General features: G+C 59.5%; 16 protein-coding genes and 5 pseudogenes. 4 read left to right on the forward strand and 17 right to left on the reverse strand.

The annotated features are described in order from the left end of the window. Window positions 1-76 precede the first annotated feature (76 nt). Complete coding sequence (locus AC0NIH_RS29720; RefSeq protein WP_473468432.1) at window positions 77-1,741, forward strand: tetratricopeptide repeat-containing sulfotransferase family protein; 1,665 nt, start codon at window positions 77-79, stop codon at window positions 1,739-1,741. A 337-nt stretch (window positions 1,742-2,078) separates the two neighbouring features. On the opposite strand, the gene AC0NIH_RS29725 is transcribed toward AC0NIH_RS29720, so the two are convergent. Continuing rightward, window positions 2,079-3,230 (reverse strand): porin, encoded by a 1,152-nt coding sequence (locus tag AC0NIH_RS29725; RefSeq protein WP_473468429.1) that lies wholly within the window; start codon window positions 3,228-3,230, stop codon window positions 2,079-2,081. A gap of 435 nt (window positions 3,231-3,665) precedes the next feature. Between AC0NIH_RS29725 and AC0NIH_RS29730 the strand changes: the two genes are divergently transcribed. Continuing rightward, window positions 3,666-3,782, forward strand: coding sequence for a hypothetical protein (locus AC0NIH_RS29730; RefSeq protein WP_474025275.1), 117 nt, complete (start codon window positions 3,666-3,668; stop codon window positions 3,780-3,782). Window positions 3,783-3,954: 172 nt separating this feature from the next. Here the strand turns inward: AC0NIH_RS29730 and AC0NIH_RS29735 are convergent, their stop codons facing one another. After that, window positions 3,955-5,022 (reverse strand): cyclic nucleotide-gated potassium channel, encoded by a 1,068-nt coding sequence (locus AC0NIH_RS29735; RefSeq protein ID WP_023776679.1) that lies wholly within the window; start codon window positions 5,020-5,022, stop codon window positions 3,955-3,957. Window positions 5,023-5,644: 622 nt separating this feature from the next. On the opposite strand from AC0NIH_RS29735, the gene AC0NIH_RS29740 reads away from it, so the two are divergent. Continuing rightward, window positions 5,645-6,721: a RelA/SpoT domain-containing protein gene (locus AC0NIH_RS29740; RefSeq protein ID WP_473468427.1), complete on the forward strand. Its 1,077-nt coding sequence runs from the start codon at window positions 5,645-5,647 to the stop codon at window positions 6,719-6,721. A 492-nt stretch (window positions 6,722-7,213) separates the two neighbouring features. Here AC0NIH_RS29740 and AC0NIH_RS29745 read toward each other — a convergent pair. The 8 genes and pseudogenes from AC0NIH_RS29745 to AC0NIH_RS29780 form a co-directional block, all read right to left on the reverse strand. Then, window positions 7,214-7,545, reverse strand: a pseudogene (locus AC0NIH_RS29745) (Arm DNA-binding domain-containing protein). A gap of 748 nt (window positions 7,546-8,293) precedes the next feature. Then, window positions 8,294-10,078, reverse strand: coding sequence for a tetratricopeptide repeat protein (locus AC0NIH_RS29750; protein ID WP_473468426.1), 1,785 nt, complete (start codon window positions 10,076-10,078; stop codon window positions 8,294-8,296). Window positions 10,079-10,450: 372 nt separating this feature from the next. Continuing rightward, window positions 10,451-11,590 carry a helix-turn-helix transcriptional regulator gene (locus tag AC0NIH_RS29755; protein ID WP_473468424.1) on the reverse strand — a complete coding sequence of 380 codons (1,140 nt, stop codon included), beginning with the start codon at window positions 11,588-11,590 and terminating at the stop codon, window positions 10,451-10,453. 1,782 nt (window positions 11,591-13,372) lie between these two features. Continuing rightward, window positions 13,373-13,867 (reverse strand): GNAT family N-acetyltransferase, encoded by a 495-nt coding sequence (locus tag AC0NIH_RS29760; RefSeq protein ID WP_473468422.1) that lies wholly within the window; start codon window positions 13,865-13,867, stop codon window positions 13,373-13,375. A gap of 68 nt (window positions 13,868-13,935) precedes the next feature. Then, the gene (locus AC0NIH_RS29765; protein ID WP_473468420.1) at window positions 13,936-15,126 is read right to left on the reverse strand and encodes a hypothetical protein; all 1,191 of its coding nucleotides are present in this window, start codon (window positions 15,124-15,126) and stop codon (window positions 13,936-13,938) included. 511 nt (window positions 15,127-15,637) lie between these two features. Beyond that, a pseudogene (locus AC0NIH_RS29770) lies at window positions 15,638-16,019 on the reverse strand (alpha-hydroxy-acid oxidizing protein); the annotation flags it as partial. Between the two features lie 92 nt (window positions 16,020-16,111). Next, window positions 16,112-16,324: pseudogene (locus AC0NIH_RS29775) on the reverse strand (NUDIX domain-containing protein); the annotation flags it as partial. A 106-nt stretch (window positions 16,325-16,430) separates the two neighbouring features. After that, a pseudogene (locus AC0NIH_RS29780) lies at window positions 16,431-17,102 on the reverse strand (5-demethoxyubiquinol-8 5-hydroxylase UbiM); the annotation flags it as partial. A 66-nt stretch (window positions 17,103-17,168) separates the two neighbouring features. On the opposite strand from AC0NIH_RS29780, the gene AC0NIH_RS29785 reads away from it, so the two are divergent. Then, window positions 17,169-18,112 (forward strand): IS630 family transposase gene (locus AC0NIH_RS29785; protein ID WP_474025262.1). Its coding sequence is split into 2 segments (ribosomal slippage): window positions 17,169-17,505 and window positions 17,505-18,112, totalling 945 coding nucleotides; the frame shifts between segments, so codons are not numbered across the junction. 13 nt (window positions 18,113-18,125) lie between these two features. Here AC0NIH_RS29785 and AC0NIH_RS29790 read toward each other — a convergent pair. The 7 genes and pseudogenes from AC0NIH_RS29790 to AC0NIH_RS29820 all read right to left on the reverse strand — a co-directional run. Next, window positions 18,126-18,656 (reverse strand): annotated as a pseudogene (locus tag AC0NIH_RS29790) (FAD-dependent monooxygenase); the annotation flags it as partial. 755 nt (window positions 18,657-19,411) lie between these two features. Beyond that, complete coding sequence (gene ccoS / locus AC0NIH_RS29795) at window positions 19,412-19,567, reverse strand: cbb3-type cytochrome oxidase assembly protein CcoS (RefSeq protein WP_473469841.1); 156 nt, start codon at window positions 19,565-19,567, stop codon at window positions 19,412-19,414. Beyond that, complete coding sequence (locus tag AC0NIH_RS29800) at window positions 19,564-21,870, reverse strand: cation-translocating P-type ATPase (RefSeq protein WP_474025094.1); 2,307 nt, start codon at window positions 21,868-21,870, stop codon at window positions 19,564-19,566. The genes ccoS and AC0NIH_RS29800 overlap by 4 nt, the downstream gene beginning before the upstream one ends. Further along, window positions 21,867-22,364, reverse strand: coding sequence for a FixH family protein (locus tag AC0NIH_RS29805; protein ID WP_023764648.1), 498 nt, complete (start codon window positions 22,362-22,364; stop codon window positions 21,867-21,869). Before AC0NIH_RS29805 ends, AC0NIH_RS29800 begins: the two co-directional genes overlap by 4 nt. Then, complete coding sequence (gene ccoG / locus AC0NIH_RS29810) at window positions 22,361-23,926, reverse strand: cytochrome c oxidase accessory protein CcoG (RefSeq protein WP_474025095.1); 1,566 nt, start codon at window positions 23,924-23,926, stop codon at window positions 22,361-22,363. The genes AC0NIH_RS29805 and ccoG overlap by 4 nt, the downstream gene beginning before the upstream one ends. A gap of 128 nt (window positions 23,927-24,054) precedes the next feature. Next, window positions 24,055-24,918: a cytochrome-c oxidase, cbb3-type subunit III gene (ccoP, locus tag AC0NIH_RS29815; RefSeq protein ID WP_473468884.1), complete on the reverse strand. Its 864-nt coding sequence runs from the start codon at window positions 24,916-24,918 to the stop codon at window positions 24,055-24,057. Window positions 24,919-24,920: 2 nt separating this feature from the next. Then, window positions 24,921-25,070, reverse strand: a complete 150-nt coding sequence (locus AC0NIH_RS29820; protein ID WP_473468882.1) for a cbb3-type cytochrome c oxidase subunit 3 — start codon at window positions 25,068-25,070, stop codon at window positions 24,921-24,923. Window positions 25,071-25,078 lie beyond the last annotated feature (8 nt).

A 25,078-nucleotide genomic window follows, 5' to 3' on the forward strand; every position in this document is an offset into this window, starting at 1 on the left:
TGGGGCGACGCCAGCGCTCTGCGCAAAACGGCTATCGAGGCTGGATTCTCCAAGCCCCTTTTGCTAGCCAAACAGGATGAGCAACCGATTGCCGCCCGCATGGGCAAAGCACCTCAGGACCCCACCCTCGCCGAAGTCGGCATCACCGAAGGCTGCGTCATCCAAAGCGCGGTCCCACCGCAGCCACGCCGACGACTTGCTTTTACGGCAGGCGCTCGAGTGGCAGCAGGCCGTACGTCTATCCGAGGCTGAGGAACTGTGCCACAGGGTGCTGGCTCGCACGCCCAACCATCCGCTGGCCCTGTATATCCTGGGAACGCTCGGGCTCGATTTCGATGACGAAAAGTCACTGCGATATTTCGCTCGGGCGGTGGCAGAGGATCCGCAGAATCCTTATTACCATCTAAGCCTCGGCGAGACCTATTTGAAGGTCAGCGAATTTACGCCGGCGATCAAGCACTTTCAGTACGCCCTTGAGTTGAAGCCGGATCTGGTGGAGGCGCTTTGCGCCTTGGGCGATGCCTACAATGCGTTTGACAAGGGGGAGATGGCGCTGCCGCTCTTTGAGAAGGCGCTCAGGATTGACCGAAATCATCCCGTAGCCTGGTTGGGGTTGCCCCGCGCGCTCGCAAGCCTCGGCCGTATGGACGAAGCCGCGGTTCATCTGAAAGAGGCGATACAACGGCGCATCGCGGTACCTGCTGCCCACAATGCGCTTGTACGCACGCGCAAATTCGCTGAAGAGCCGCCAGAACTCGGGGCAATCCTGACGGAGCTTCAAGACCCGGGCCATGGGCCGGAGGGAGCGGCAGCGCTCCATCACGCCGCAGGAAAGCTTCTCAACGACCTCCGTCGCTATAAGGAGGCGATGGATCACTTCAAGAAGGGGAATCAAGCCGGGGGCCATACATTCGATCTGCAATCGTACCGTCGCTGGGTCGATGGCATGATCGCAACCTTTACGCCGGAACTGGTGACTTCAAGAGCCGCGTTCGGCAATCCCTCGGAGGCGCCTGTATTCGTCGTTGGCATGCCTCGTTCGGGCACGACATTGACAGAGCAGATCTGTGCCAGCCACTCCAATGTTCATGGCGCCGGCGAACTCAGCAAACTTAGGCGAACAGCCAATGGACTCGGTGTCGCAGACCGCTCCAACGTGAACCTCGGCCAATCGATCGCGATGATTACTCCCAATCTGACCAGGGCTTTGGCCGAAGAGCACCTTGCTTATCTGCGCGAGCGGGCTCCCGACTCACTGCGAATTATTGACAAGATGCCTCATAATTTCGAGCTGATTGGCCTGGTTGGCCTTCTTTTCCCCAAAGCGCGGATCATTCATTGTCGTCGAGACGCCATCGACAATTGCATCTCCTGTTTCGTCCTGCAGTTCAATAAAGCTCACAGCTACAGTGCCGATCTTGAGACGCTGGGGCTTTACTACAAGGAGTATGATCGCTTGATGCGGCATTGGGAGAAGGTTTTCCCGGGTCGTATTTTCGAAAATCGCTACGAGATGTTGATCGAAAATCAGGAGGAGCAGTCACGCCGGCTCATAGATTATCTCGGATTGTCGTGGGACGATGCCTGCCTGCGCTTTTTTGACAGGGGCGGCTCCGTAAATACCTACAGCAATTGGCAGGTCCGGCAGCCGATCTATACGTCGTCCGTCAAGCGTTGGAAGAATTACGAAAGCGAGATTCAGCCGTTGATCGAAGCCTTGGGCGATCTTGCTGAGGTTTGACCGATAGTGCCTGATGCTGCGCGCAGCCATCCAATCCCGCCGGCATATCCTTTCCGCCACTAGATCAGTCTAATAGGGTTTCCTCAGGCTTAACGCCGCGTTCCTTCACCTGTCCGCCGGCGTATCCCGGCCACAGAGCCTCCGCCGTTTCGTGCGTCGGTTGCCAAGCAGTTTTGGCTTCCTTCTTTCCTTTCGCTGCGAGGATTGTTCTTCCACGGCTGCAAGCGTGGCAGCAGGCGGGCGTCCATGCCATCGGCTGTCCGAAGTTCCATACAGACAACATGAAAAAACCCGGCGGTTGCCCGCCGGGTTTTCGATTTCAATCAGGCAGCGCCTTTTAGAACGAGCGCTGGAAGCGAAGCATGCCGCCGATTGCGTCGTCATCGCCAGGAGAAATACCGGTCCAGTTCGACACAGAGTCATCGCCGAGATGCGAGTAGTCGACTTCGGCCGTGATCGTGAGGCCGGGAACAATGTCATAGGCAACGTTCGCGGCGATGCCGATGTTCTTGCCTTCGTCATACGACGCCTGGAGGTTGAACGAGGTCTTTTCGTTGAACTTGTAGGTGCCGCCGCCCCAGACTGCCCAATTGCCGCTCCACGGCTTGTAGAAGCCGCGACCGCCAGCCGGGAACGCCCAAGTGCCGTCGGTGAGGTTGTCGTCGGAGCCGTAGCCGCCCATGACGAACAGCGACAGAGCGTCGTTGACGTTGACGTCCAAACGGACCTTGCCGGAGACTTCTTCATAGTTGCTGTCGTAAGCGATGACGCCAGTAACCGCGCCCCAGCCCTGCGTCCACTTCACGCCACCGACGACATGCGGAACATAGCTGTCGATCGTGTCGGTGCCCGAGCCTTCTTCGAGAGAGACCACAGCCGAGAAGCCGTTGCCAGCGTCGAAGTAATACTGCACGACGTTGGTGTCGAAACCGCCATAGGGAACCAGCGTATCCTGGATGACGTTGCCGGCGTAGCCGATGAACGTATCGAAGGCCGATTCGTCCTTACCAACGCGGAGACCACCGAGCTGGATCCAGGCGAAGTTCAGCGAGACGGTGTCTCCGTTGTCCGCAGTATTGAGCGTGCCAAACCTGCCCGAGTCACGGTTGTTATTCTGGAAGTTGAAGCGGGTCTCGGTATAGGTCTTCAAGGTGCCGAGTTCGGTTTCCTGACCGGTCCAGGTCTTCAGCGAGAAACGGGCATGCTTGTAGAAGGTGTCGTTGCTGTCGCCGGGGACCTCGTGATCGGCGCTTGTCGCACCGTCGAACGAACCCACGTCGCCGACGCCGATGTCGTAACGGATGTAGCCGCCGATGCGCAGGCAGGTTTCGGTGCCGGGGATGTAGAAGTAGCCAGCGCCGTAGATGTCGCAAATCTTGACGTATTCAGCGGGTTCCGGCTCGGCGACGACGACGGCGTCGGCGGCGCGCGCACCGGAAACTGCGAGCAGAGCCGCAGCGGAGCCGAGGAGAAGGCTCTTGATGTTCATTTTCTGACCTCCAGTCAAAAGTTAAAAAACGGGTCTGGGTATTCTTTGCTGAAGGACAGCGTTCCCTGCCCCATCCCCACTACCGAAAAAGATGCGCACCGCGCCGCTCCTTCGAATTCGACATTACCCATGAGCCGGCGGCGTTCAACCACGATCGTACCGGCGCAGGGATAGTTCGGCCGCTATCCCCGACCTGTGTTGCAGAAACGTCACGATTTGGCCTCACTTGGAAAGCTCTCGTTAACCTTCAGGCCCGCCGCAATCGCTTGTTTCCAGCCAAATCCGGCAATCGGCCGACGGAATCATGGCAAGGCCTGGACACGCCAGCCTGGGATTTGCCGCAGAACTGCCGCAGCTGGGGAAACCCGGGATTTCCGGCGCCATCTTATTTTGATCGCCATGTTTGGCGATCATCGGCTTGCCTGGAAATGGTTGATGACGCCGACGGACAAGCTTGGCGGGAACTCGCCGATAGATACTCTGCTAACTGGGACGCTCGCGGATGTTGTTGCTGCCGCGCGTCTGGCCGTGGAGCATGCTCCTGATGTTTAGCCCCGCATTTGGTGGCGGTCGTTCAGTTGAGAACCTTGCACAACGCGACACGATCCCGAGCGGGTGGTCGCGGCCCGTCGTCTCAATGACGACCCTTCCAGCCCGCCATTCTCGACAAGCCGTTGGACAGCCTTGCCATCGCGCCCTCCTCCTGACGGTCACCTTGGTACGGTCAAGCCGTGGGTGCCGTGCCGTGCCGCTCGCGCGCGGTCTTGCGGATTATTTCTGCGATTTCCGGGCTACTGCTGCATAGCATCTGGAAATCCGCCGCGTGCAGCGACAGGAGTGAGACCGCCGTTGCGGCGCTGACGGTCGCCGTACGCGGTTCGCCGCTCATCAGCGCCATCTCGCCGAAGAAGGCGCCAGGGCCAAGCTCCACTGGGTTCGGCATCACGACGCTCACCCGCCCCTCCACAACAAAGAACATCCGATCCCCGGTCTCGCCCCTTCGGCAGATCACGGCGCCGGCCGGCAAACTACGAGGCCTCAACGCACGAACGATCTCGACCAGCGCTGCCGGGCCGAGCTTCTGAAACAACGGCACGGAGGCGACCAATTGCCAATTGCGGACGAAATCCTCGCGACGGATTTCTTGATAGAAGCCGGAGGCAAGAATGCCGGCCCACAGCGCAAAGACGCCGATGCCACACATCATGACCGCCCCAGCAAGGACGCGGCCGGCGAAACTTTGCGGAATGGCGTCGCCATAACCTGTGGTGGACAGCGTGACCACCGCCCACCACATTGCCTGAGGGATGCTGCCGAATTTTTCAGGTTGGATGTCGCGCTCGATGACATAGGCCGCGAGCGCGACACCGAACAGAACGACGCCGAAAAGCGTAGTGACGCCGATCAGGTTGCGCGCTTCATTAGCCAGCACCCTGCCCAGTACCGGGAAGAAAGTCGAGTCACGTAGCGGTTTGAGCAGCCAGACTGCACAGTAGAGGCTCCGGTCGGGCGTGCCTTCGAGCAGAAATGCAGCGAATGGAACCAAAACCGCGATCATATCGATGGCGATTGCCGGCGTTCTATCCCGAAGGTCTCCCGCCCAGCGCTTGAGCAGCGTCTCGGCCATCTGCAGGAAATAAGCGCCCCAAACGACCGCCAGCACGGCAGCCAGAGCCAGCCTGCTTCGTCCCGATAGGCCCGGCATGGTGAGCGCAGCCACCGCCAGCAGCCCAGGCGCAGCCAGCACCGCGTTTAGCGGAGCGTAAATTCTCAAGAAAGGCAGTACCGACATTCTATGCCCATGAGCGGATGCTATTCCTCCAGAATAGGATGCCTTCAAGGCAAGCGCAAAGGTGGCTACTTTCGCTGGATGTTCATCACAAGGTGAAACTCCGTGTCAGGACCGAAAGGCCACAACCGAGGATGACCCATCCGGGCCTGCAATAGGTTTCAACCGTTCCAGGAAGCCGGGCCGACGAGTTCGAGGCCGTAGAGATGCCCGGCTCGAAGACGGCCGGCATGTCGGCAATGGCGAGGGTGCCGGCGGCGACACCCAAGAAGAGCGCTCAGATCCGCCTGGTGTCACGAGCGTGAGGTTCCCTCCGGCCCTTCGCCCGCTACCCAAAACATGTGCGGCACCACAGGCGGCAGGAAGGTGCGCCACATCACTCGAGAGGCGCTGTTAGTACGCGACGGCAACTGCATGGTTGCGACGTTGCATGCGCTCAAGTTACCAGGGCGGGTGAGTCACCGCTGAGGCAACTCAAGGAGGCACTGTCGAGTTCTCGTGGCTTCGATCCAGCCGCTGTGGGCGCACTCGAGGTATCAAAGCGGTACGATCCATGAGATCCGATTCTCTTGCGGTCGTCCCGCCCAGTTCAGAATGAGGCGGCCTACCTTGACTTTGTGGTTCAATGACTGAGTACCCGCGCCTCAAATACAGCATGCAAGCCGTTCGCAAGGCAGGCGACCGGCTGGCAAAACCTATGCAGTTCGGACAAGACACCACCGCCGGCCAATACGTGGACACGATGCGGATCTTCTCAATCGCCAATAACTGGCGCGACTCGCACTTTCTGCCGATGCGGAGCGTTCGGTTCTCTGTCGGTCACCACATGAAAGCCCTGCGATCGAAGGGAGACATGGCATCGCGTCCGAAGCGTCTGGCATCCATTTGTCGAAAGCTTCGAGAGTCCACCACCAATCTGGACACCATGAACGACATCGGCGGCTGCCGAGCGATCATGCCCGACATCTATAGCGTCCGCTTGCTTCTCGCATCGATGCGAGACAAGTTCCCCCATGAGATCCGCTCTCGGGAATTCAACTATATCGATGAGCCGAAGCCGGACGGCTATCGAAGTCACCATATTGTTCTGCAGTACCGACCCAGAACTGCCGAGACTGAAGCGTTCCAGGGACGACGCATCGAATTGCAAGTTCGGACCACACTTCAGCACTCATGGGCAACTGCAGTTGAGGCCGTCGGGCTATTGCGGCGCCAGGATTTAAAGCACGGAAACGGCGAGCAGGATTGGCTACGCCTTTTCCAGCTCATGTCGGCGGAATTCGCACAGGTTGAGCAGTGTCCCATTCCTGTCGGTGTTCCGGATCACGATGACCGAGTGCGGGAATTGCGAGATATCAACAGGCGTATAGGTGCGACAACTATGCTGGAGTACATCGCGAATATTTATAGCCACTCAGGGAGCATCGTACAATCAATAGGACCTGTTCGACACCATCTAATACAATATAGTACTGATCGTAACGTTACCATCGAATCTTTTCGAACTATTATGCTGGGCGCACTGAAATTAAAGGATCTTGAGACGAAAATCGCACTGAGGGGATTTGATTGGACGGCTGTCTTGGTCGAAGTGGACAAGGTTGAAAAGCTTGTTGAAATATACCAGAATTACTTCGGGGGCGTTTCATTGTTCGCCCGTAGTCTGAAGTTCACCTGCTCGGGAAAGGCGGCTCTCGAATAGGAGCATCCCGCACCGGATGGTAGATCCGAAGCCGTACGAAACGCCCGGTTACGGTTGGCTAAGCGGTCGCTTCTTCCATATGAAGTAGCCGGACCATTGGCCGTCCTCGACGGGAATTCGCCGTATAATTCGAAATCCTTTGCCGGTTTTATCAGCCTCTCGCTCACCGAAGGCCTCCTGAACCGCTTGTTCTTCTGACTAAGCTTTCCGGCCCTTTGCGCTTCGGCTTTGGGCAGTATTTGGCGTGCGAGATGAACCAACCGGTTCAGGGTCACGCCAGGGGGTTGGTGATGCTCCGAGTTTGCTCGGCAATTGTTCTCGCGCTAATACGCTCCACCTCCCGTGTCTAAGGTAATGCTGGCGCTGTCCCTGGACAGCCGTGAAGCCGTTGATGTGATGGCGGCGGCTGCAGCGAACGGTGGCACGGCCGACATCAATCCCAATTGAGGATCATGGGTTCATGTACATCCGAGACCTGGCTGATCCCGACGGTCATCGGCGCGCCGGCGAGCCACTTCTCTCCGAACTCGCCAAAACTCTTAGCCTCTTCAGGCGGCGCTTCTCGCGCTGCTTCTCGATGGCCGGAGAACGTCCCTCGCCAATAGCGCGCTTCGCGTCGAGGCACTTTTCTCGGGCCAACGCGAGCGAGATTCCGCCGCGTCCATACCTGCCGAGATAGACCGTCTCACGGCGTCCATTCTGTAGTCCAGCCGAAAAGAGATCGCGCCACTCGGCATAACCCGGACGTACATGCCGTCACGGTCAGCAATCTTGTAGATTTTACCTTTTGGTTTCAGCGCTTTAAGGGCGGCGTCCGTCAGCATACCGATTGCCTCCTGAAAAGTACCGTCAGTACAATCCCAAGGCTCCGCATCAGGAAATAGCGTTTTTCTTCAATGCCTTAATGGGCAAAAAAGTACCGTCACGAGCCTCACTGGTTGTGACGGTACTCAGAAAATTTCGGGTGGGGCAATATGTGGGAGGTCCGTCAAACGGTCCGTCAGAGCCAATCTCTGCGTACCCGATTGTCGCTGATTGTCACTGACAGGATTTATTTTTGTTATCAGACAGTTACGTCGCATATCGGCGTGTTTTCGGCGGCGTTTGAGTGGGCCTGAATCATTCCCACTCGATTGTTCAGACAGCATATAACCCCTTGAAATTGCTATCAAATATTTTTCGCAATCACGATAAGTCCGACGCCAAAGCCGTCAAAAAATTGCGCTTTTGATTTTAAAGGGAAATTCGCCACAAAAAATATTTTGAGGTTTCACCAACTATCGGGACCAATCGGGCGATTCGTTGCACATTGCGGCGTTCGACAGCGCACCCTAGCGGTCTCCAAAAGTACCGTCACTGCCCCAACCTTCGTGTGTTCGCATCTGGCGACCTAAGGAAAGACCTGACTGGTGCAGACCACATCCGTGCGTCATCTCGGAATATCCCGAGAAAAAATCCAAGCCTCAAGAAACATTATGGGCCTGCGTTGCGCCATGTCCAGGTGGAGCGGAAGATGCGGAATTCCATCGGGTTGGAGCCCGGGCGGCCGAGTCCCGCCCGGGATGAGGTTTGTCAGAGCCGTTCGAGCGTCAGCATCCCCGGATCGCCCTTCCAGGCCTTGGAAAGTTCGTCCGCGGCCTTGGTTTCGGCGGCAGTATCGCCTTGGGCCTTCGCCGCCTGCTGCAGCCCGAACAGTGCCCAGGCGCTGCTGCGCGCGCGGTGGAGAGCCGCCACGAACTCCTTCGCCGCGTCCGCCGGCTGGCCATTCTTGAGGAGGGCGGCGCCCAGGGATTGCCGCACGGGATAATACCAGTATGGGGGCTCCATGTAGGGGATCGTGTCCTCCGCTTCGACCGCCTTCTTCCAGAAGCTTATCGAGCCGCCGACGTCGTTCTCGGCCTGCGCAGCGCGGGCGCGTACGACATCCTCGGCCACTTGCAGGACCGTCATTGCCGGGATTCCCCAGGCATCGTGCACCGACCAGTCGGTTTTCTGAGCAATCTTGTGGATGGCATCCGCCTCGGCTCGGGCGCCCGAGGGGTCCTTCTTCTCGGCCAGGGCGATGCCGCGCGCATAATGCCACATCGACGTGATGTAGGGCGGCGCACCGGCCGGTTCGGCCTTAGCCAGAATCGCATCCGGCTCGGCATATTGCGCCCAGGCGAAATACGGAGCTGCCTTCACCGGCTGCACGATCGGAATGGCCGTCGCTACTTCGTTGGTCAGAAACTTGTCCAGCTTATCGGCCTCTGCGAGCACCGTCTTCGAGTCACCGAGGAGTTGGGCCGAAACCAACACGAAGTGCACGTTGTGGGAATAGTAGCCGAGCGGATAGACACCGACAGCACCGGTCTCGGCGAGGTAGGTCTCGTCCACTTTCGAGGCAGCTTCGTTGGACTTCAGCGAATCCGTGTAGCGGCCGACGCGGTAGTAGATATGACTCGGCATATGCACGATGTGTCCGGCCCCCGGCATCAGAGCTGCCAGCCGATCCGCGTAGCGCTCGGCGCGCTCCGGACGATCCGAGGCCTCTACAAGATGAATGTAGAGGTGAATCGCCATCGGGTGATCAGGCTTCCTTGCGAGAACGCCTTCCAGCCGCCTCTGGACGTCGGCGGTGCGGCCCTTGGGTTCCGTGCCACCCGGCTGCCAGTAGTCCCAAGGCTGCGTGTCCATGCCGGCCTCAGCGGCCAACACAGCGAGATCGAGATCTTCAGGGTATTTGTCAGAAAGCGCCGCGGTTGCATCGGCAAAAGCGGCGTTCAGAGTGTTTCGATCGGCGTTGGGATCTTCGGAATACCGCCTGGCGACCGCCTCGATCAGTCCCCGCTCCTTCTCGGTGGCACCGGATGAAAGACCCTGCGCCTTTCGAATAGCAACGATCGCTGGTGCATTTGCGACGGGATCCATCGGCACGTTTATGTTCGGCCCTAGGATCAGCGCCTCGCCGAGGAAGCACATCGCACAGTCCGGGTCGAGGCTTTGTGCCTTGCGGAAGGCTCGTTGCGCCTCCGCGTGATTGAAGTTGGTGGCGAGCCGCAGCCCCTGATCAAAGTATTTTTGGGCATCGGCGCTCTTTGTGCTGATCGGATAGCTCAGGGAGCCCAGGTCATCCCACAATGGCGGCTGAGCCTCCTCGTAGGCCTTCATATCTTCCGGGGCCAATGATTGGCCGGCAGCGGCCAGAGCGACGCAGTGTGTGATGTCGAGTTCCCCCGGCAACGGGACCCTTGGCGCCGCCGCAAGCTGCGACTGCAACGGACTGTCTGCGGCGTAAGCAATGGCAGCGCCTGCGCCGAAACTCATCAAGGCAATCGCGGTCCATCCTGCACTTGGCAGGCAAGCACGCAGTTTCATCTGAACCTCCTGGCGTTCGGTACGATCGGCAAGCTCCGATCAGCCCTGTCTCTTCCAATTCTCGATCGGAGGTGCGGGCGTTGATGATCCGCTGTCTGGGCGGAAGCAATGTCCAGAAACGGCACGACACAGGCCAGTAAACAGGATGCTTTTGCGGAATACCCCATGGTCAACCCCGTTTGCGGATGGGCGGCGCGCCACGTGCTGTCGCTTTCTTGGTATAGTGCCCCGTCTGAGCATTACCGGTCCCTGCTTGGCGGCGGGCAATCCTAATGGCGCCTGTTGTTGTGAACATGCCCGACGACCCCGATTCAGCGCAGAGTGCGACCCTTGGACGGTTAGGGCTTCACCCGAACGGGTGACACCACGAATTCAATGCGTGGGGGACCCCTGGTATCGGGACAAGAGTTTCGCGAGTTCCGCCTGACTTCCGGTGCTTGTTTTCGAAAATATTGCACGGAGCTGGGTTCTGGCAGTTTCACGACCAATCCCCAGGGCAGAGCTTGCCGCGCTGATACCTTGACCATCGGCGAGGCTGCAGGCCAGCCGCGTTTCGGCTGCTGTCAGTTGAAAAGCCTGTCTTATCAGGTGCTTGGGCAGCGGCAGTTCGGCCACAAGGTCGGTAAAATAGAGGAGCGCGTCTCCGCCGTTAAAGAGGTCATGGACGAACGAGGTCATCGGAATGGCTTCAGCAAGAAGCCATGGCGAACCCTCGCGAGCAATCAAGACGGGCTCCCCGTCGCTGAAGTCGCTGCATTGGCTGACCACGCCTGCAATCAATTTCTGCAAGCGTGAATCACTGGCCCGATCTGCCGCCCGGAGTCGACCGCCATGGACAACGAGGCCACTACCAAGCAGAGCTTCCGCGTGTTTGTTGTAGCGGGTGACGCGGCCCCGGCAATTTAACAACAGCGCTGCGCTCCCCATCCGGTCCAGAATGGCCAGGTTCGGTTCGACCGCCGTTTCCCAAACCTTTTCCGCAGCACTGATAATGCGAACCATCGACGGAACGATCACCAAGAAATCCTCGGCTTCGCTCCGGTAGAATGGTCCCTTATGAGCGTCACGAAACATCGAGAGTATCCACCTTCGATCCTTCACCATGAAGTCTATTGCAGCCCACCATTCCCGGTCGCCTGGTCGCGCGATTTCTTGGTAATAAGGGAGAATCTCACGCTCATCGCGAGTGGTGATCTCATCCTCAACAACGAAGCTGTCTGTCAGCTTCGCCAACCTCTTGCGCGGTCTACGTTCATGCGGATCGGGAGCACCTTCGACTCTTTCGATCCAAAGGGCGGCAAATTCGGCATGCTCCGTCGAGTCGGGTCTTAGTGCGGTCGGCGATCGCTGATCGCTACGAAACGGGTGAGTTGGATCGCAGGTGCGGATGACGCAACTCGTGGCTCCTAGGGAATGGGCCAGCGTTTGAAGCGCTGCGGGCCACTGCCTAAACTCGAAGGCGGCGTCATAGCAAGCCTCGATCGCAGCGGCAATGTTTCGATTGTCGGACATAAGATTTGCGCCGCGATCCCGGTTACTTGCCCCTTTTCTCCTGCTAGCCCGTCGACGGTCCTCCCTCTACAGGCCCCCTAACTGGCTTCGGCCCGGGATGTTTATTTCCCGCGGCCGTGCTCGATAGGCGAATCAGCTGAGTACCTATCGTCAGACACTGACGCATCGAATTGGAGATGTTCATATTAGCATAACAGTCACGCCCGATGCGACTTGCTATTTAATGGCACTCTCGAATAGTTGCTCCGGCTCGATACCGGCAGTGCCTTCGCCCTCTATGACCCATCATTAATTCTGTCTTCGAAATGAAAAGCTCACCGCCGTAGGCACGGGTTGGGTTGAATCGCATTGCTGAACGGTAGCATGACTAACACCGACGGCTGTTGGGAACCGCCGGACCGCCGAGCACTCGCAACGGCGTGCTTGAGATCGCCGGTGCGCGATTCTGCTTGCCCGAAAACCTCACGTCACGCCGCGCTGCCGAAAATAAGCCTGCATCAACTTGCGGCCCGAACGGTTGTTCTGCGCCAACTTGGTGGATGAGGCGCAGCCATTGAATGACGGTCTTGGGGCACGAAGCAAACCCGCCTATTTGCGCGCCGTTGCATGCCGCAACTCTCCAACAGGCCGACTGCGCTGTACACCTGTCCCAACTTCGTTCCGATCATTCCTGTGTTTTGCTGGGAAATCGAACAGGTTATCGCAAACAAACAGCGGAAGGTGACGATCGGGCCGGGGCGCTCGGCAGGCTAACGCCCTTGCCGCCTGTCCTCTACTCCCACTCAATCATCAACGAGACTTATAAGTACATGATTTCCTTGGTAAATTGTGCGAATTTATTTCACGATACCGCCAAAAATACCGACGGATTCCTACGCTGTTGAAAAGGCTACAACAATGTAGCCGCTCTTGTGGCATGCACACTTTTGACTGCATCATATATCGCCGATGTTTCGGGTAGCCCAGCCGGCTCTATGCTAACCTGGTATTAGCAGAGGCGCGGCGACACTGTCGGGTTGCCGGCCAGTGCCCTTCGGCGCCTCAATTCACCTGGCCCTGCTCACAAGCTCGGAACCGGTTGCGCCTGCCCTGATGAAGTGCCAACATTCGCCCCGTCCACTGTTCCGAGGTGTGGACAAATTTCTCCCGGGCTTAGGCAATCAGGTAGTCCGTGACGTGGTCGGCGGGGCAGCCCAGGCTTCGCCCTCCGCCTTAGCACGATCAACGAATGGAAAGCCCGAGTGGGTCGCCCCGACTTTGCGCCGGACTTCAAGCGGATCCAGCCTGCCGAGCTCCTATAGGCATCTACACCTAGGCCCCGACCACGACACCCGCGTTTGAGGAGCCTCCGAACCAGAGTGCGGAATGGGCTGCTGCACCGGCGGGAAGGTAAGGCCGTTTCCATTGCGGAAGGTACTTGCCCTCGAAGTCGGTCGGCTCACCCGAAAGGAACCGCCGCCAGATGATCAAGAACTCGCCGGTCTGCGCACAGCACTCATCCTAACTCAGCTTGTTTCCACAGCCGGCGTTCGCTGGGATTCGGACAGGTGACGACGTTGAGCAGGCGCGGCCGTGGCAGGTGGGCTCCCGAAGCAGCCCGGCCGACCCCAAAGCCCTCGCTCTAGCGCCTGGCGAAGGCAAACAGCCCAGGAATTGGCATCCGGCACGGTGGCGAGTTGAGCAGCCGGACCTGGCACCCATTGATCCTCAATCTGCGGCTCATCGTATAGAGACGCGCCCCTTACATTTGACCTGCATATATGAAAGGCGGATGGTGGGCACTCAGAAACCAATAGCATCGTGGCCGGAGAGACGCTTTTCGTAGAAGATCACGGCATATCCGTGCAACATCCCTTCCCCGCGGCCAATATATCCAGCCGTCTCATAGAGTTTTTGAGCCCCTACTTGGATTGTGGTCGTCTCGAGCACTATGTATTTGAATCCGAGAGCAACGGCTCGCGATTCCAATTCGCTAAGAATTCTCCTTCCAAGCCCTCGTCGTTGAAAGGCGGGATCGACCCGCACACGTTTGAGCTCTGCGATTTCATCGTCGACAGGCTGCAATCCGCCCATAGCTGCGAGCTGGGTACCAATATGCGCAACCACGAAGTCCCCGCCAGATTCGATATAAGCTTCTTCGACATTGCGCAAATCATCCTCCCACACCCCTTCCGGACCATACACACCAACAGCCTCGGATGCACTCCTATGCAGGTGCCATACACTATCAACATCCTCACGTTCAAACCTGCGAAAGACCATGCCGTCTTGAGACATCGACCATCACCTATTGGATGCCGGCGCGGCTGGAGTTGCGCCGGTTTTTACGCAGACAATTGCGCCCGTCAGCTTTGATCCGCCGCCGTTAACAGCCGCTGTGAAAGCACAGCGTCCATGCTTTCCGACGCCTCAACTCCAGCGATGGGGCGACCCGGTTCAATTGTATGCTTAAAGGCCGTCTTCCGATGCATCCGGGTGAACCGATCCAGCGCATCGACACAGGACGCGTACAGCTCTCGGATATGAGTGCCTTTCCGCTCCACGACGGGCGAGACGGTTGCAATCTTAGGAAAGGCTGCTTTCCCTTCAAGCCAGCCTGGCCGGACCCCCGCGCGCCTCTTATCTGGTGACAACCAGCCAAAGACCGCCCCAATGCATCCTCTGGGGTAATATTCTGACAGCCGATAAACGTCCCTATAGAATTGCGGTTTTTGACAGAAGATTTCTTCACCGATTAGCAGTACAGAGACCGCGACAATGCGGGCCGAGAATCGGCCACTTGGGGCCAGCCTATTCTTGTATGGGTTTTTTCCGTAGAACTCGCGAAATTCGCCAAATAGATCGGGCGACATATAATCATGAAAGCGCGTCAGAATGTAATTCGCCAACTCCAGGTGCTCTAGGCACAGCGTAAGGCACTGGTGCGCATCCGGCCCGACCTCGTCACGCAACATAAGCAGGGCGTCGATTGCGAACTGCAAGTCTCTCTCAATGAGTTGGTGACCTAGGCAGAAATCTCGCTCCTCGACACCAGCTGAGTCGAGACAATATACTCGAGGATCGCTCTCTACGGGATTGGTAAGGATCATATCTTCATAGGAAAGAACATCTATGCTAGGCTGCTGCTTGCAACTTAAATCTGCAATACGCCTCAGACGCCCTCCCACCGCTAACTCTGCATCGTCATGGTTAAGTCCCGCAAATGCAGACATCTGATAAGCAATATTGACGAGATATTGGATGTCTGTTTTGGCGACCCCAAACTCGGACCGGGTCAGGTTTAGCAGGTGCGCCTCGTAGTCCTCTCCCGCTAGCATCGTATCAATGCTACGCCCGAGCGCCTTGACCGCTTCAGCACGCCGTTCACTATTTTTGACCTCGGCGATACGGTGCGGGAGTTGGTCGGCGACAAAATCGCTAACCAGCCCAAGCGGGCGTATTCGCAGGCGGCGATTGATGTTGTCAGCTCGGTGAGAGAAGATCCCCCGCGCGGCCCGCTGATCTGGCAAGGCCGCGGCATAACTCGGCACGTTCATTTCTTCAGGGCTCCTTTGGGGGTCTTTCCTGGGAAGTCAAGGCGCAATGAGTTGCGCTCGGCAACATCGCTGTCAGTTTGGTGCACGTGGCGGAGTTCGATGAGCGGCCCCGCTCGGTGGTTTCCAGACGCGGACGAAGGTTAGGGGATGAACTTAACGGTGCAGGTCTGTGGCATCCATTGATCGAATCGAGGTCATTTGAACTCCGGCGTATGGACTGCGAGACCCCGTGGTCGTGCCGGTCCTTTGCGGCGACCATGCAACCGGCATGCCAACAAAAGTTTGTTGTGAGGCTGCTCTTGAAAGACGGAAAAACATGGCACGGCTGGCCCGCCGAGGGAATACTCGTGGCCTGAGCGTTGGTTTTCGAACAACCGCGTCTGTAACCGCACACGGCTGAACTGTAAGACAGTTTTCGAACGCGGGAGAATAGACGCCTCGTGCGCGCAAAAGGCAGGCCGAGACCTCTCACGACAAAGGCACTCTGTTAGCCTAGGCGCCCGCCGAAACGTCAACCGGTGGGCTGATGCGCCGAGGGCAGCAGGCGCGCCTGCCGCAACGCGGCCAGATCAGCCGAGCCGGTGCAGAAGCAAGCGACGGCCAAATGGCGGATGACGATCTCGAAATGCGCGACAACCGCCTCGGTGGACACCGTCGCCGCCCGCAGCACGCCGGCCGCCTGCCCGGCAATGTCCGCGCCCAAGCCGATGGCCTTGGCCACGTCGACGCCGTCGCGGATCCCGCCCGACGCGATCTTCACCGCTGGCAGCGCCCGGCGTACCGCCTGCACGCTGGCCGAGGTCGGAATCCCCCAATTGGCGAACGCCATCGCCCTGCACGATCGGCGGCATCGCGGGCGCGCTCGCCCTCCACGCGGCCCAACTGGTATCGCCGACTCGGAAGGTTTCTCACTCAGATATCGGGAGAGTGTCGGAGTAGGAAGGTAGGTCCAGTCACTTACCTCAGCCCGATTGGGCGCCGGGATTCCGTTGCATACAGCCACGCACCAATAATCAATTTCGCGCTCGATCAGTCCAGTTTCGACGCGCGCCTCATATCGAACACGCCGGCTGGCCCAGCGGCAATCAAGTCCCATCTCTTCTTCGAGCCGGCGGTGAGCGGCGGCCAAAGTCGCCTCACTTGATCGGGGATGACCGCAGAACGTGTTAGACCAACAACCCGGCGAGTGATACTTCACTGCCGCTCCGACTGGCGCTGCAGCTCAGTACAACTTAGGAAGGAACACGGTTGGGCTATATGGTTCTAGCTTCGCTGCTCGGGGAACGATTTCCGATCTGGTGCTTTCATCGTTTGAGCATGGCCGAGATGACATGCCGGACAAGGGGAACATGTTGGGCGAACCGAAGCCCCGCATGGCGTGCAAGCCGTGCCACCGGTTGCTCGCTCGAGTAGAGGCCGACGAGTATATTCGTAGCGTGGTACAGAGGCGCCGCGGACAGGCGCAGCCACCTTTCGTATCTGTGCAGCATGGCGGGATCGGCAATGTCACGGCCGTCGCGACTTGCAGTTAAGATTGCATCGGCAAGTTGCTTTTGGCTGCTGAGACCGATGTTGAAGCCATGGGCAGTCACCGGATGCATTCCGATAGCAGCGTCTCCGATGAGTGCCGCGCTCGGAGCTTTAAATTTGTGCGCCCACGTGGTGACCAGCGGATAGGTGTGGCGGTTGCTTGCCAATCCCATCTTCCCGAGACGGCCTCGACACCGGTTCGTCAATTCCAAGAGGAACAAATCGTCATTGAACGCAAGCAGACTATCGGCCTCGCTTGAGGGCAGAGTGAGCAGCAGCGAGGACACCCCCTCCCCGAGAGGCAACATCGCTATCGTTTGATGATGATCGAACCATTCGGTTGCCACCTGGTGATGGGCGCCCTCATGCCGCACCCGGCAGATCAGCATCGAGTGGCCAAGCCAATTAATGTCGGCGCCAATGCCTAGAGCACGTCCTGTGATCGATGAATCGATTGTGATGTGACGGCGGCCTTGGCAGATGATTCAACATCCACTTTGGTGAGGTGGATGATGGGAAGATCACTGAGCGAGGATCTCCGGCTGCGGGTCCTGAAGGCGTCTGACGCGGGCATGTCGGCCCGGCAGGCTGCGGCGCGGTTTGGGGTCGGGATATCGAGTGCGATCCGCTGGATCGCGCGGGCGAAGATCGGCGAACTGGCGCCGCGGCCGCAAGGCCGCCGCCGCGCGTCCAGCCTCGATGCGCATGAAGCCTTCATCGTCGGGCTGATCGATGAGCGCAAGGACATCACGTTGAACGAGATGGTAGAGCGGCTGGAAGGCGAGCGGTCGGTGCGGATCAGCCGCAGCGCCTTGAGCGCATGGCTTCGCGGCCACGGGTGGACGTTCAAAAAAAGTCCGCACACGCACTGGAGCAGGACCGCCCCGACATCCTGAAGCGCCGCCGCGCCTGGTTCGACGGCCAACTCGATCTCGATCCGGCGAAGCTCGTCTTCATTGACGAGACCGGGCTGTCGACCAAGATGGCCCGTCTGCGGGGACGTGCGCCATGCGGTGAGCGCTGCCGGGCCGGCGTGCCGCACGGCCATTGGAAGACGACCACCTTCACCGGCGCGCTGAGGTTGACGGGTATGACCGCACCATTCGTCTACGACGGTGCCATGAACGGCAGTGTGTTCCTTGCCTATGTCGATCAGGTCCTGGTCCCGACCCTGGCGCCGGGCGACGTCGTCGTGATGGACAACCTGCCGGCGCACAAGGCGGCAGGCGTGCGAGAGGCAATCGAACAGGTCGGCGCCAAGCTATTGTTCCTGCCGCCATACTCGCCCGACTTCAATCCGATCGAAAACGCCTTCTCAAAACTCAAGGCTCTCATGCGCGCCAAAGCCGAGAGAACCATCAACGCCCTGTGGGACGCCGTCGGTTCGATCCTCGACCAGTTCACACCAGCCGAATGCGCAAACTACTTCAAGGCCGCAGGATATGACCCAGATTAAACAGGATGTGCTCTAGCAGATCACGCGTGGGGGACAGGCGCGAATCCGCGGCAACAACAAGCCTGGCGCTCAACTGCATGCCGTCGGAAAGCGTTATCACTGCTCCTTTGTGGCTGGTCGTTGCACGGACAACCGGGTGGCCGCACAGCAGAAGTGGCTCGTCACGCAGCCGAACGACTTTGAACAACGCATCGCGAATGCGGCAGTTCGGGACCAAAATTCCGAGGGGTTCTCCAGACGCTATGGGAGCGTCAAAACGCAGTGCGAAAGCGCTCGAACCGTTGAGCACGCGCGCGCCATAAAGCGGAGATTTCTCCGAAGCTGGGATCGTATCCCAAGCGCCGAGCTGGCGAAGGATTCTGATGGAGGCGGAACTCAGAGCGATTTCGCGGCCATCGAAAGGCGCATTCGCGAGACAGTCGATGGAGTTCTGTTCAACAACTGCCACCTTGAGTTGGCTTTGGGCGAGCGAAGCGGCGAATGAAAGGCCGACCGGCCCGGCTCCCACGACAACAATATCGAAGCTATGGTTAGGGCTGCACATCACCGTACCGCCATGGGTGGATTGTGCAGGGCAGATGCAGGTTACAGCCGGACCGGTGCTGTGCGCCGCCTTCGGGCGGCTGCATCGCCCCAAGGCGCAGGGCAGTAAAACCCGAATCATACCATCGGTTCAATCGCGCATGATTGGACCAGTCATAGTCTCCTCGCAGCCAAGCGTAAGGCCAGCCAGCAAGCGAGGTTCTCACAGTGCCGGCTGTTGACGGGCGAAGCGCCGCAATCACGCTGCGCACAGGGTCGGCATCAACCATCGTCGAGCGGGTCACCCCAGACCCGCGGAATGATCTGGCCGCCGCCCGCGCTCCCACATGGCCTAATCTGGCTCTGATCATTCTTCGTGGCCGTTTTGATCGAAAGCGCGCATAGGTCTTCGGCCGCGGCTCGTCGAAGCAGCAGAGCCGACCCTAGCGTGAAAAAAGCCAAAACCGTCGAGACGGTGACACTGGCGGCCAAACTCCCACTGAGCATTAGTTCTCCCTTGCAGGGCCGATAAAGCACGGCAATGAGGAGATAGTCCTGATCTGGATCAGCCAGACGCATTGGAAGGTAGCGCGGGCTCCCGCTCCACTGGTGATCGCGAACTCGCGCTCGCAACCCGTACGCCGCCAACTCCGCACGTGGACTGGGCAACGCAATCACTGTCAGAGGGGCTTTTCACAATCAACGTCAGGTCGGGCCTGGGGATTGCAAGCTGCTGAGCATCCCCACCTTGTTCCAGAACATGGACAGCGGCTTCATTCAGCGTTCCAGATCGTCATCCTGGTCGATGAGGATCCGCTCGGCGGCGCCGTCGAGATCCTGATATTGACCACTCCTCAAGGCCCACATAACGCCAGACAGCCCCAGCGCGCCGAGAAACAGAGCCACCGGAATGAGATAGACAAGTGTCGTCACGACGGCTGCGCCGATGCCTGAATGCCGGAACCAGCGGCTGTCGAAGAAACTCTCGTCATCCTTTTCGGCGCAAAGCCTTGCAAACGCAGCGCATTTCCAATGACGAGCAGCGATGAGGCGGACATCGCGATCGCCGCTATCAATGGTGTCACGTGCCCCAGGACGGCGATCGGTACGGCGACAGTGTTGTAAACGATTGCGATCGCGATGTTCTGGCGGATCAGGTGTCCTGCCTGGCGCGAGACGTCAAGCGCCAGCGGCACAGCCAGAAGGCTTTCGCGCAGAAAAACGAAGTCGGCTGCATTGCGGCCAATTTCGGCGGCAGTGGCGGGAGCGATCGAGACGTGCGTAGCGCTCAGCGCCGGCGTGTCGTTGAGCCCGTCGCCAACCATCAGAACCTTGTGCCCGTCTCTCGCCAGACGCTCGATGCGTTCGACCTTGCCGGACGGCAGCAGGCACGGAACGAAGTCGTCGATTCCGAGTGACTTCGCAACCTCGGCACAGGCTGCCGCGGTATCGCCCGACAGCATCTCCACTGGAACTCCGGCGTCGCTCAATTGATCGATGGCCGCTCTGGCGTCGGCGCGCAACGCGTCCTCGAAAACGAAGGATGCGGCGATCATCCCGTTTCTCGTCAGCACCGTTCCGCCGTAGCCGTGTTTGCCTTCACCGCCGGTTCGAGCCTTCCAGCCAGCCCATCCGCGTCGGCCCAGTCGCCAGGTACTTCCCGCGCGCCAGGTGCTTCCCGCGTCAGTGGCCTCGATTCCAAATCCCGGATGCTCGGTGACGGCATCGAATTTGAGCTGCCCGCCAGGAATGGCAAAGCCGGCTATGGCCTTTGAAAACGGATGACGCGAGTGCGCCGCCAGGTCGGCTGCGACTGTCAGCATGGCCGGATCGATCGACGGCGCGTTGATGAGCCGGGGCTGGCCAAGCGTCAGCGTTCCGGTCTTGTCGAACACCGCAATGTCCACGCTTGCCAGGCGTTCCATGGCGGAGCCGTCCTTGACCATGATGCCGTTCTCGAACAGGCGCCGTGCGGCGACCACCTGCACGATCGGCACCGCGAGGCCAAGCGCGCACGGGCATGTGATGATGAGGACGGCGATGGCGATCGTCATCGCCCGATGCCAGTCTCCGGTCGCCGCTATCCAGCCCAGGAATGTCACAAACGCCGTGAGATGGACCACCGGGGCATAAAGCGCTGAAACGCGGTCGGCTATACGGCGATATTGCGCGCGGCCGCCCTCGGCAGCCTCCATCAACCGGACCATTTCCGCCAGGAATGAATCCCTTGCGGCGGCTGTCGCCTCAATCGTCAGCGGGCCGGTAAGATTGAGCACGCCGGCCTGTACCGCTTCGTCCGGCGCCACGTTTTTCGGCGTGCTTTCGCCTGAGGCCAGCGAGCAGTCGAGATCCGATGTTCCCTGGATGATCTTGCCATCGACGGGGATCCTCTCACCGGCCGCGATCAACAACCGCATGCCTGGTTCGATCTCGCCGACCGGCAGATAGTCGCGCGCGCCATCGCCGCGCAGCACCATGGCGCCACGCGCTGCCAGCTGAGACAGGCCCTTCACGGCAGTCCGGGCACGCTCCCGCATCACATGATCCAGCGTGCGTCCGATCAAAAGGAAGAACAGCAGCGATACCGACGCGTCGAAATAGGCGTGGTCGCCATGATTGATCGTCTCATAGAGGCTCATGGCGTAGGCGAGCGAAACCCCGACCGCGATGGGCACGTCCATATTCATGCGGCCATGACGCAAGGCGTTCCAGGCCGACCGGAAGAAGATGCCGCCGGCGAAGGCGAGGGCAGGAATGGCGATCAGCGCCGAGACCCAGTGAAACAGGTCGCGGGTAGCACCTTCGGCGCCGGACCAGACAGAGACCGAAAGCAGCATGATGTTGCCCGCCGCAAAACCGGCAACAGCGACGGCGCGGATCAGTTCGGCAAGCGTCTTGTCCTTGTCGTCGATCTCGGGTGCGAACAGATGCGCCTCGTAGCCCAGTCTTCCAAGCGCGGCGATGAACGGTGGCACCTCGTCTCCACGCCACCGGACCGCGACCCGCTTCGTCGACAGGTTGACACGCGCGCCTTCGACGTGATCGAGCTTTCCAAGTGCCGCCTCGATCGTCTGGATACAAGCCGCGCAATGAACCGCCGGCACTGAAAGGTCGGTCTGCCGAAGATCGTCGCCAAGCGATCGGCTCGCCAACCTGATCTCCTGGCTGGATGGCAGGACCGATGTGGCGCCGTTCAGATCCAGCGCCATTTCAGCGCCCGGTGCACAACAGCTCACTGCAGCGCTCCATGAGAAATCATGATCCTGCGGACGTCGCGATAGGGTCGCGCCAGGCCGGCATCGGCGTCGACCTCGACGATCCAGACGCCGTCCTTCGGCATATGCTGCGCTGCGAATTCCTTGCCTGAGGCGAGGGCGAGCGTGACGGATTCGTCCTCTTTCTCGTAGGCGGGATGACGAAACAGCACCTTGACACCGTGCAGAGGAACCGGCTTGCCGGCTGCGTCGGAGAGGCTGTAGCGGACTTCGCCCCATGCGATGGTCAGCTTGCCGGTCCAACCGAGCGCTGCTTGGGCGCGGCCGGCCTCGGCCTCCTTGTTGAATTGCTGGCTGGCCACATAGGTGTTCTCGACGACGAGGCCGGTCCAACTCGTATTGGCGAGCGTGGCCATGGTCAGGTTGACCGCGATGACCACCCCGAAAAAGGTGAGAATGATGGCCAGCATGTGCCTGCCTGTGAATTCGCGAGGCTTTTGGGCATTGGCGGTCATTTGGCGGCCTCTGGCGCGTTGAATGTGGCGGTGTACTCGTTCGACTCGAAGCTCGCTCTATCCTCGACACGGAACTTGAAGGTCTGTGCCGGTGCGTGGATCTGGTCCGCCGGCCGGCGAACGAAGACCTTCAACGTTTTCAGGCGGTCGGGCTCGACCGGGATGGCGAAAGACCGGCCGGCCGGGATGTCGTCGCCGACGACGACCATATCGGCACCCTCCAGGCCCTGCATGGTGACGACGATCGTCCTTGGCTCAGGGATCATGTTGAGCAGCTTGACGGTATAGCCGTTGCGGATGGAGCCATCGGATAGCGTGACGAATTGCGGATTGCGGTCATGCAGCACGTTCAGCTCGAGCCGATCGCGCGTCAGCAGCGAATAGAGCAGGCCCAGCCCGATCAGCGACCACAGGCCCATGTAGACGTAGGTGCGCGGCCGGAAGATCTTGCGAATGTGAAAATGCGCCACCTGATCGGAGAAGGTGCCGACGGCAGTCCTGACCAGCGACGGATTGATTGAACTGGAGCCGCCTGCGGTCGCCAGCATCATGTTGGCGTTGTAATCGGAGAGCGTCGCGTAGGAGATCAGCCCGCGCTCTTTGCCGAGCTTGTCCATGACGCCGTCGCAGGCGTCGATACACAGCGCGCAGGTAATGCATTCGAGTTGTTGGCCGTCGCGAATGTCGATCCCCATTGGGCAGACCGCGACGCAGGCATTGCAGTCGACGCAGTCGCCGACGGACTGCCCTATCGCTTGCACCTTCTTGGCGTGACGCGAGCGCGGTTCGCCGCGCCACTCATTGTAGGTGACGGTGAGCGAGTTCTCGTCGAGCATGGCTGCCTGGATGCGTGGCCATGGGCACATATAGGTGCAGACCTGTTCGCGCATCAGGCCGCCGAACGTGTAGGTGGTCGCCGTCAACACGGCGATGGTGATGTAGGCGACAGGCGCTGCGGTACCGGTGAAAAGCTCGCCCATAAGTGTCGGTGCATCAGCGAAATAGAAAATCCAGGCGCCGCCGGTCGCCGCGCCGATCACCAACCAGACGGCGTGCTTCGATAGGCGCAGCATCAGCTTGCGGGCGGTCCAGGGGCCAGCGTCAAGTTTCATGCGGGCGTTGCGGTCCCCCTCGACCGCACGTTCGACGACAAGGAACAGATCGACCCATACGGTCTGCGGACATGCATAGCCGCACCAGGCACGCCCGACAGTCGAGGTGATCAGGAAAAGTCCAACGCCGGCCATGACCAGGAGGCCGGCCACATAGAAGAATTCCTGGGGCCATATCTCGATGAAGAAGAAGTAGAAGCGCCGATTGGCGAGATCGAGCAGCACGGCCTGGTCCGGGGCAAATGGACCGCGATCCCAACGCAGCCACGGCGTCAGGTAGTAGATGCCAAGCGTGATCGCCATCACCAGCCATTTGAAGCGGCGAAAGCTGCCTGAGGCGCGCTTGGGGAAGATTTTCTTGCGTCTGGCATAATGCGGCCGGCGCGGGTTGGGGGAATTCATGGCCGAGGCTTCGAGCCGTTCTATTCGCGTACTAATGCACACGTGCATCTCCACTCCCAGCCGATGTCAGAAGCGTTCCGCATTGATGATGCGGCGCAGCCGAAATGGTGTCGAGGCCCGGCTCGCGCCGGGCCTCGTCGCTTGGCAGGGGGAGGCCGAGAATAGGGCTTTCCTTCCTATTCTCCGCCGCCAAGCGAATGGACATAGACCGCCAGCTCCTTGACTTTGATCTCGCCGAGACGGCCGAGCCAGGCCGGCATGACACCTTCCTTTGGCGCGCGGACCTGGGCGGCGACAGCTGCCTCGCCGGCCCCATGCAGCCAAATGGCGTCGGTGAGGTTGGGACCCCCAAATTCCCTGTTCCCCTCCGCGTTCTCACCATGACAGGCGACGCAATTGTCGGAAAAGACTTCGGCACCGGGTAGGATCAGACTTGCATCGGCGACCTTGCCGGAGAGGCTGACGACATATGCGCTAACCTGCTTGATCTCGTCGGCGGTAATGATGTCGCCGAAGTCGGGCATTTCTGACAGTCGGGTGTCTGGATCGGCCGCGAAGCGTATCCCATGCGTGATTGTCTGCTGGATCTGATCGGCCTTTCCGCCCCACAGCCAGTCGTCGTCGTTTAGGTTGGGAAAGCCCTTGGATCCTTCGGCGCCGGAGCCGTGGCACTGCGTGCAGTTGACTTTGAATGCGGCGCCGCCGGCGGCGATGGCGAATTCGCGCAAGGCATCATCCGATTCGATTTCCGAGACACTTTTCGACTTCACCGCCGCTAGGTATTTGCTCTTCGCTGCTTCCGCATCCGCCAGTTCGTTCTTGACGTCATTGCGGCTCGAATAGCCGAGAACACCCGTCGTCGCAGAGTGCAGCAGTGGCCATGCGGGATAGGCGATTGTGTAGCCGATCGCCCAGACGATGGTGACGTAGAAGATGGTGATCCACCAACGCGGAAGCGGGTTGTTCAGCTCGCGGATGCCGTCCCATTCGTGGCCGGTGGTCGAGACCCCAGAGACTTCATCGATGTGCTCCTCGCTCATGATCACTCGTCCTGAAGCGGAATTCGGGCAGCTTCGTCCGCCAGCTCGCGGCTGCCGGGACGCAGGGCAAAGACACTTGCCCCCGCGAAGAAAAGCGCCATGGCGACCAGACCCCAGCTGTCGGCAAACTCCCGCATAAGATTGTAATTCATGGAAAAAA

The sequence above is a fragment of the Mesorhizobium sp. WSM1386 genome (assembly GCF_055901595.1).

What these genes read in the sequence shown, in the direction of transcription:
- AC0NIH_RS29720 (WP_473468432.1), top strand. Translation starts at nt 77, where the DNA reads ATGAGCAACCGATTGCCGCCCGCATGGGCAAAGCACCTCAGGACCCCA.
- AC0NIH_RS29725 (WP_473468429.1), bottom strand. Translation starts at nt 3,230, where the DNA reads ATGAACATCAAGAGCCTTCTCCTCGGCTCCGCTGCGGCTCTGCTCGCA.
- AC0NIH_RS29730 (WP_474025275.1), top strand. Translation starts at nt 3,666, where the DNA reads ATGACGCCGACGGACAAGCTTGGCGGGAACTCGCCGATAGATACTCTG.
- AC0NIH_RS29735 (WP_023776679.1), bottom strand. Translation starts at nt 5,022, where the DNA reads ATGTCGGTACTGCCTTTCTTGAGAATTTACGCTCCGCTAAACGCGGTG.
- AC0NIH_RS29740 (WP_473468427.1), top strand. Translation starts at nt 5,645, where the DNA reads ATGACTGAGTACCCGCGCCTCAAATACAGCATGCAAGCCGTTCGCAAG.
- AC0NIH_RS29750 (WP_473468426.1), bottom strand. Translation starts at nt 10,078, where the DNA reads ATGAAACTGCGTGCTTGCCTGCCAAGTGCAGGATGGACCGCGATTGCC.
- AC0NIH_RS29755 (WP_473468424.1), bottom strand. Translation starts at nt 11,590, where the DNA reads ATGTCCGACAATCGAAACATTGCCGCTGCGATCGAGGCTTGCTATGAC.
- AC0NIH_RS29760 (WP_473468422.1), bottom strand. Translation starts at nt 13,867, where the DNA reads ATGTCTCAAGACGGCATGGTCTTTCGCAGGTTTGAACGTGAGGATGTT.
- AC0NIH_RS29765 (WP_473468420.1), bottom strand. Translation starts at nt 15,126, where the DNA reads ATGAACGTGCCGAGTTATGCCGCGGCCTTGCCAGATCAGCGGGCCGCG.
- AC0NIH_RS29805 (WP_023764648.1), bottom strand. Translation starts at nt 22,364, where the DNA reads ATGACCGCCAATGCCCAAAAGCCTCGCGAATTCACAGGCAGGCACATG.
- ccoG (WP_474025095.1), bottom strand. Translation starts at nt 23,926, where the DNA reads ATGCACGTGTGCATTAGTACGCGAATAGAACGGCTCGAAGCCTCGGCC.
- ccoP (WP_473468884.1), bottom strand. Translation starts at nt 24,918, where the DNA reads ATGAGCGAGGAGCACATCGATGAAGTCTCTGGGGTCTCGACCACCGGC.
- AC0NIH_RS29820 (WP_473468882.1), bottom strand. Translation starts at nt 25,070, where the DNA reads ATGAATTACAATCTTATGCGGGAGTTTGCCGACAGCTGGGGTCTGGTC.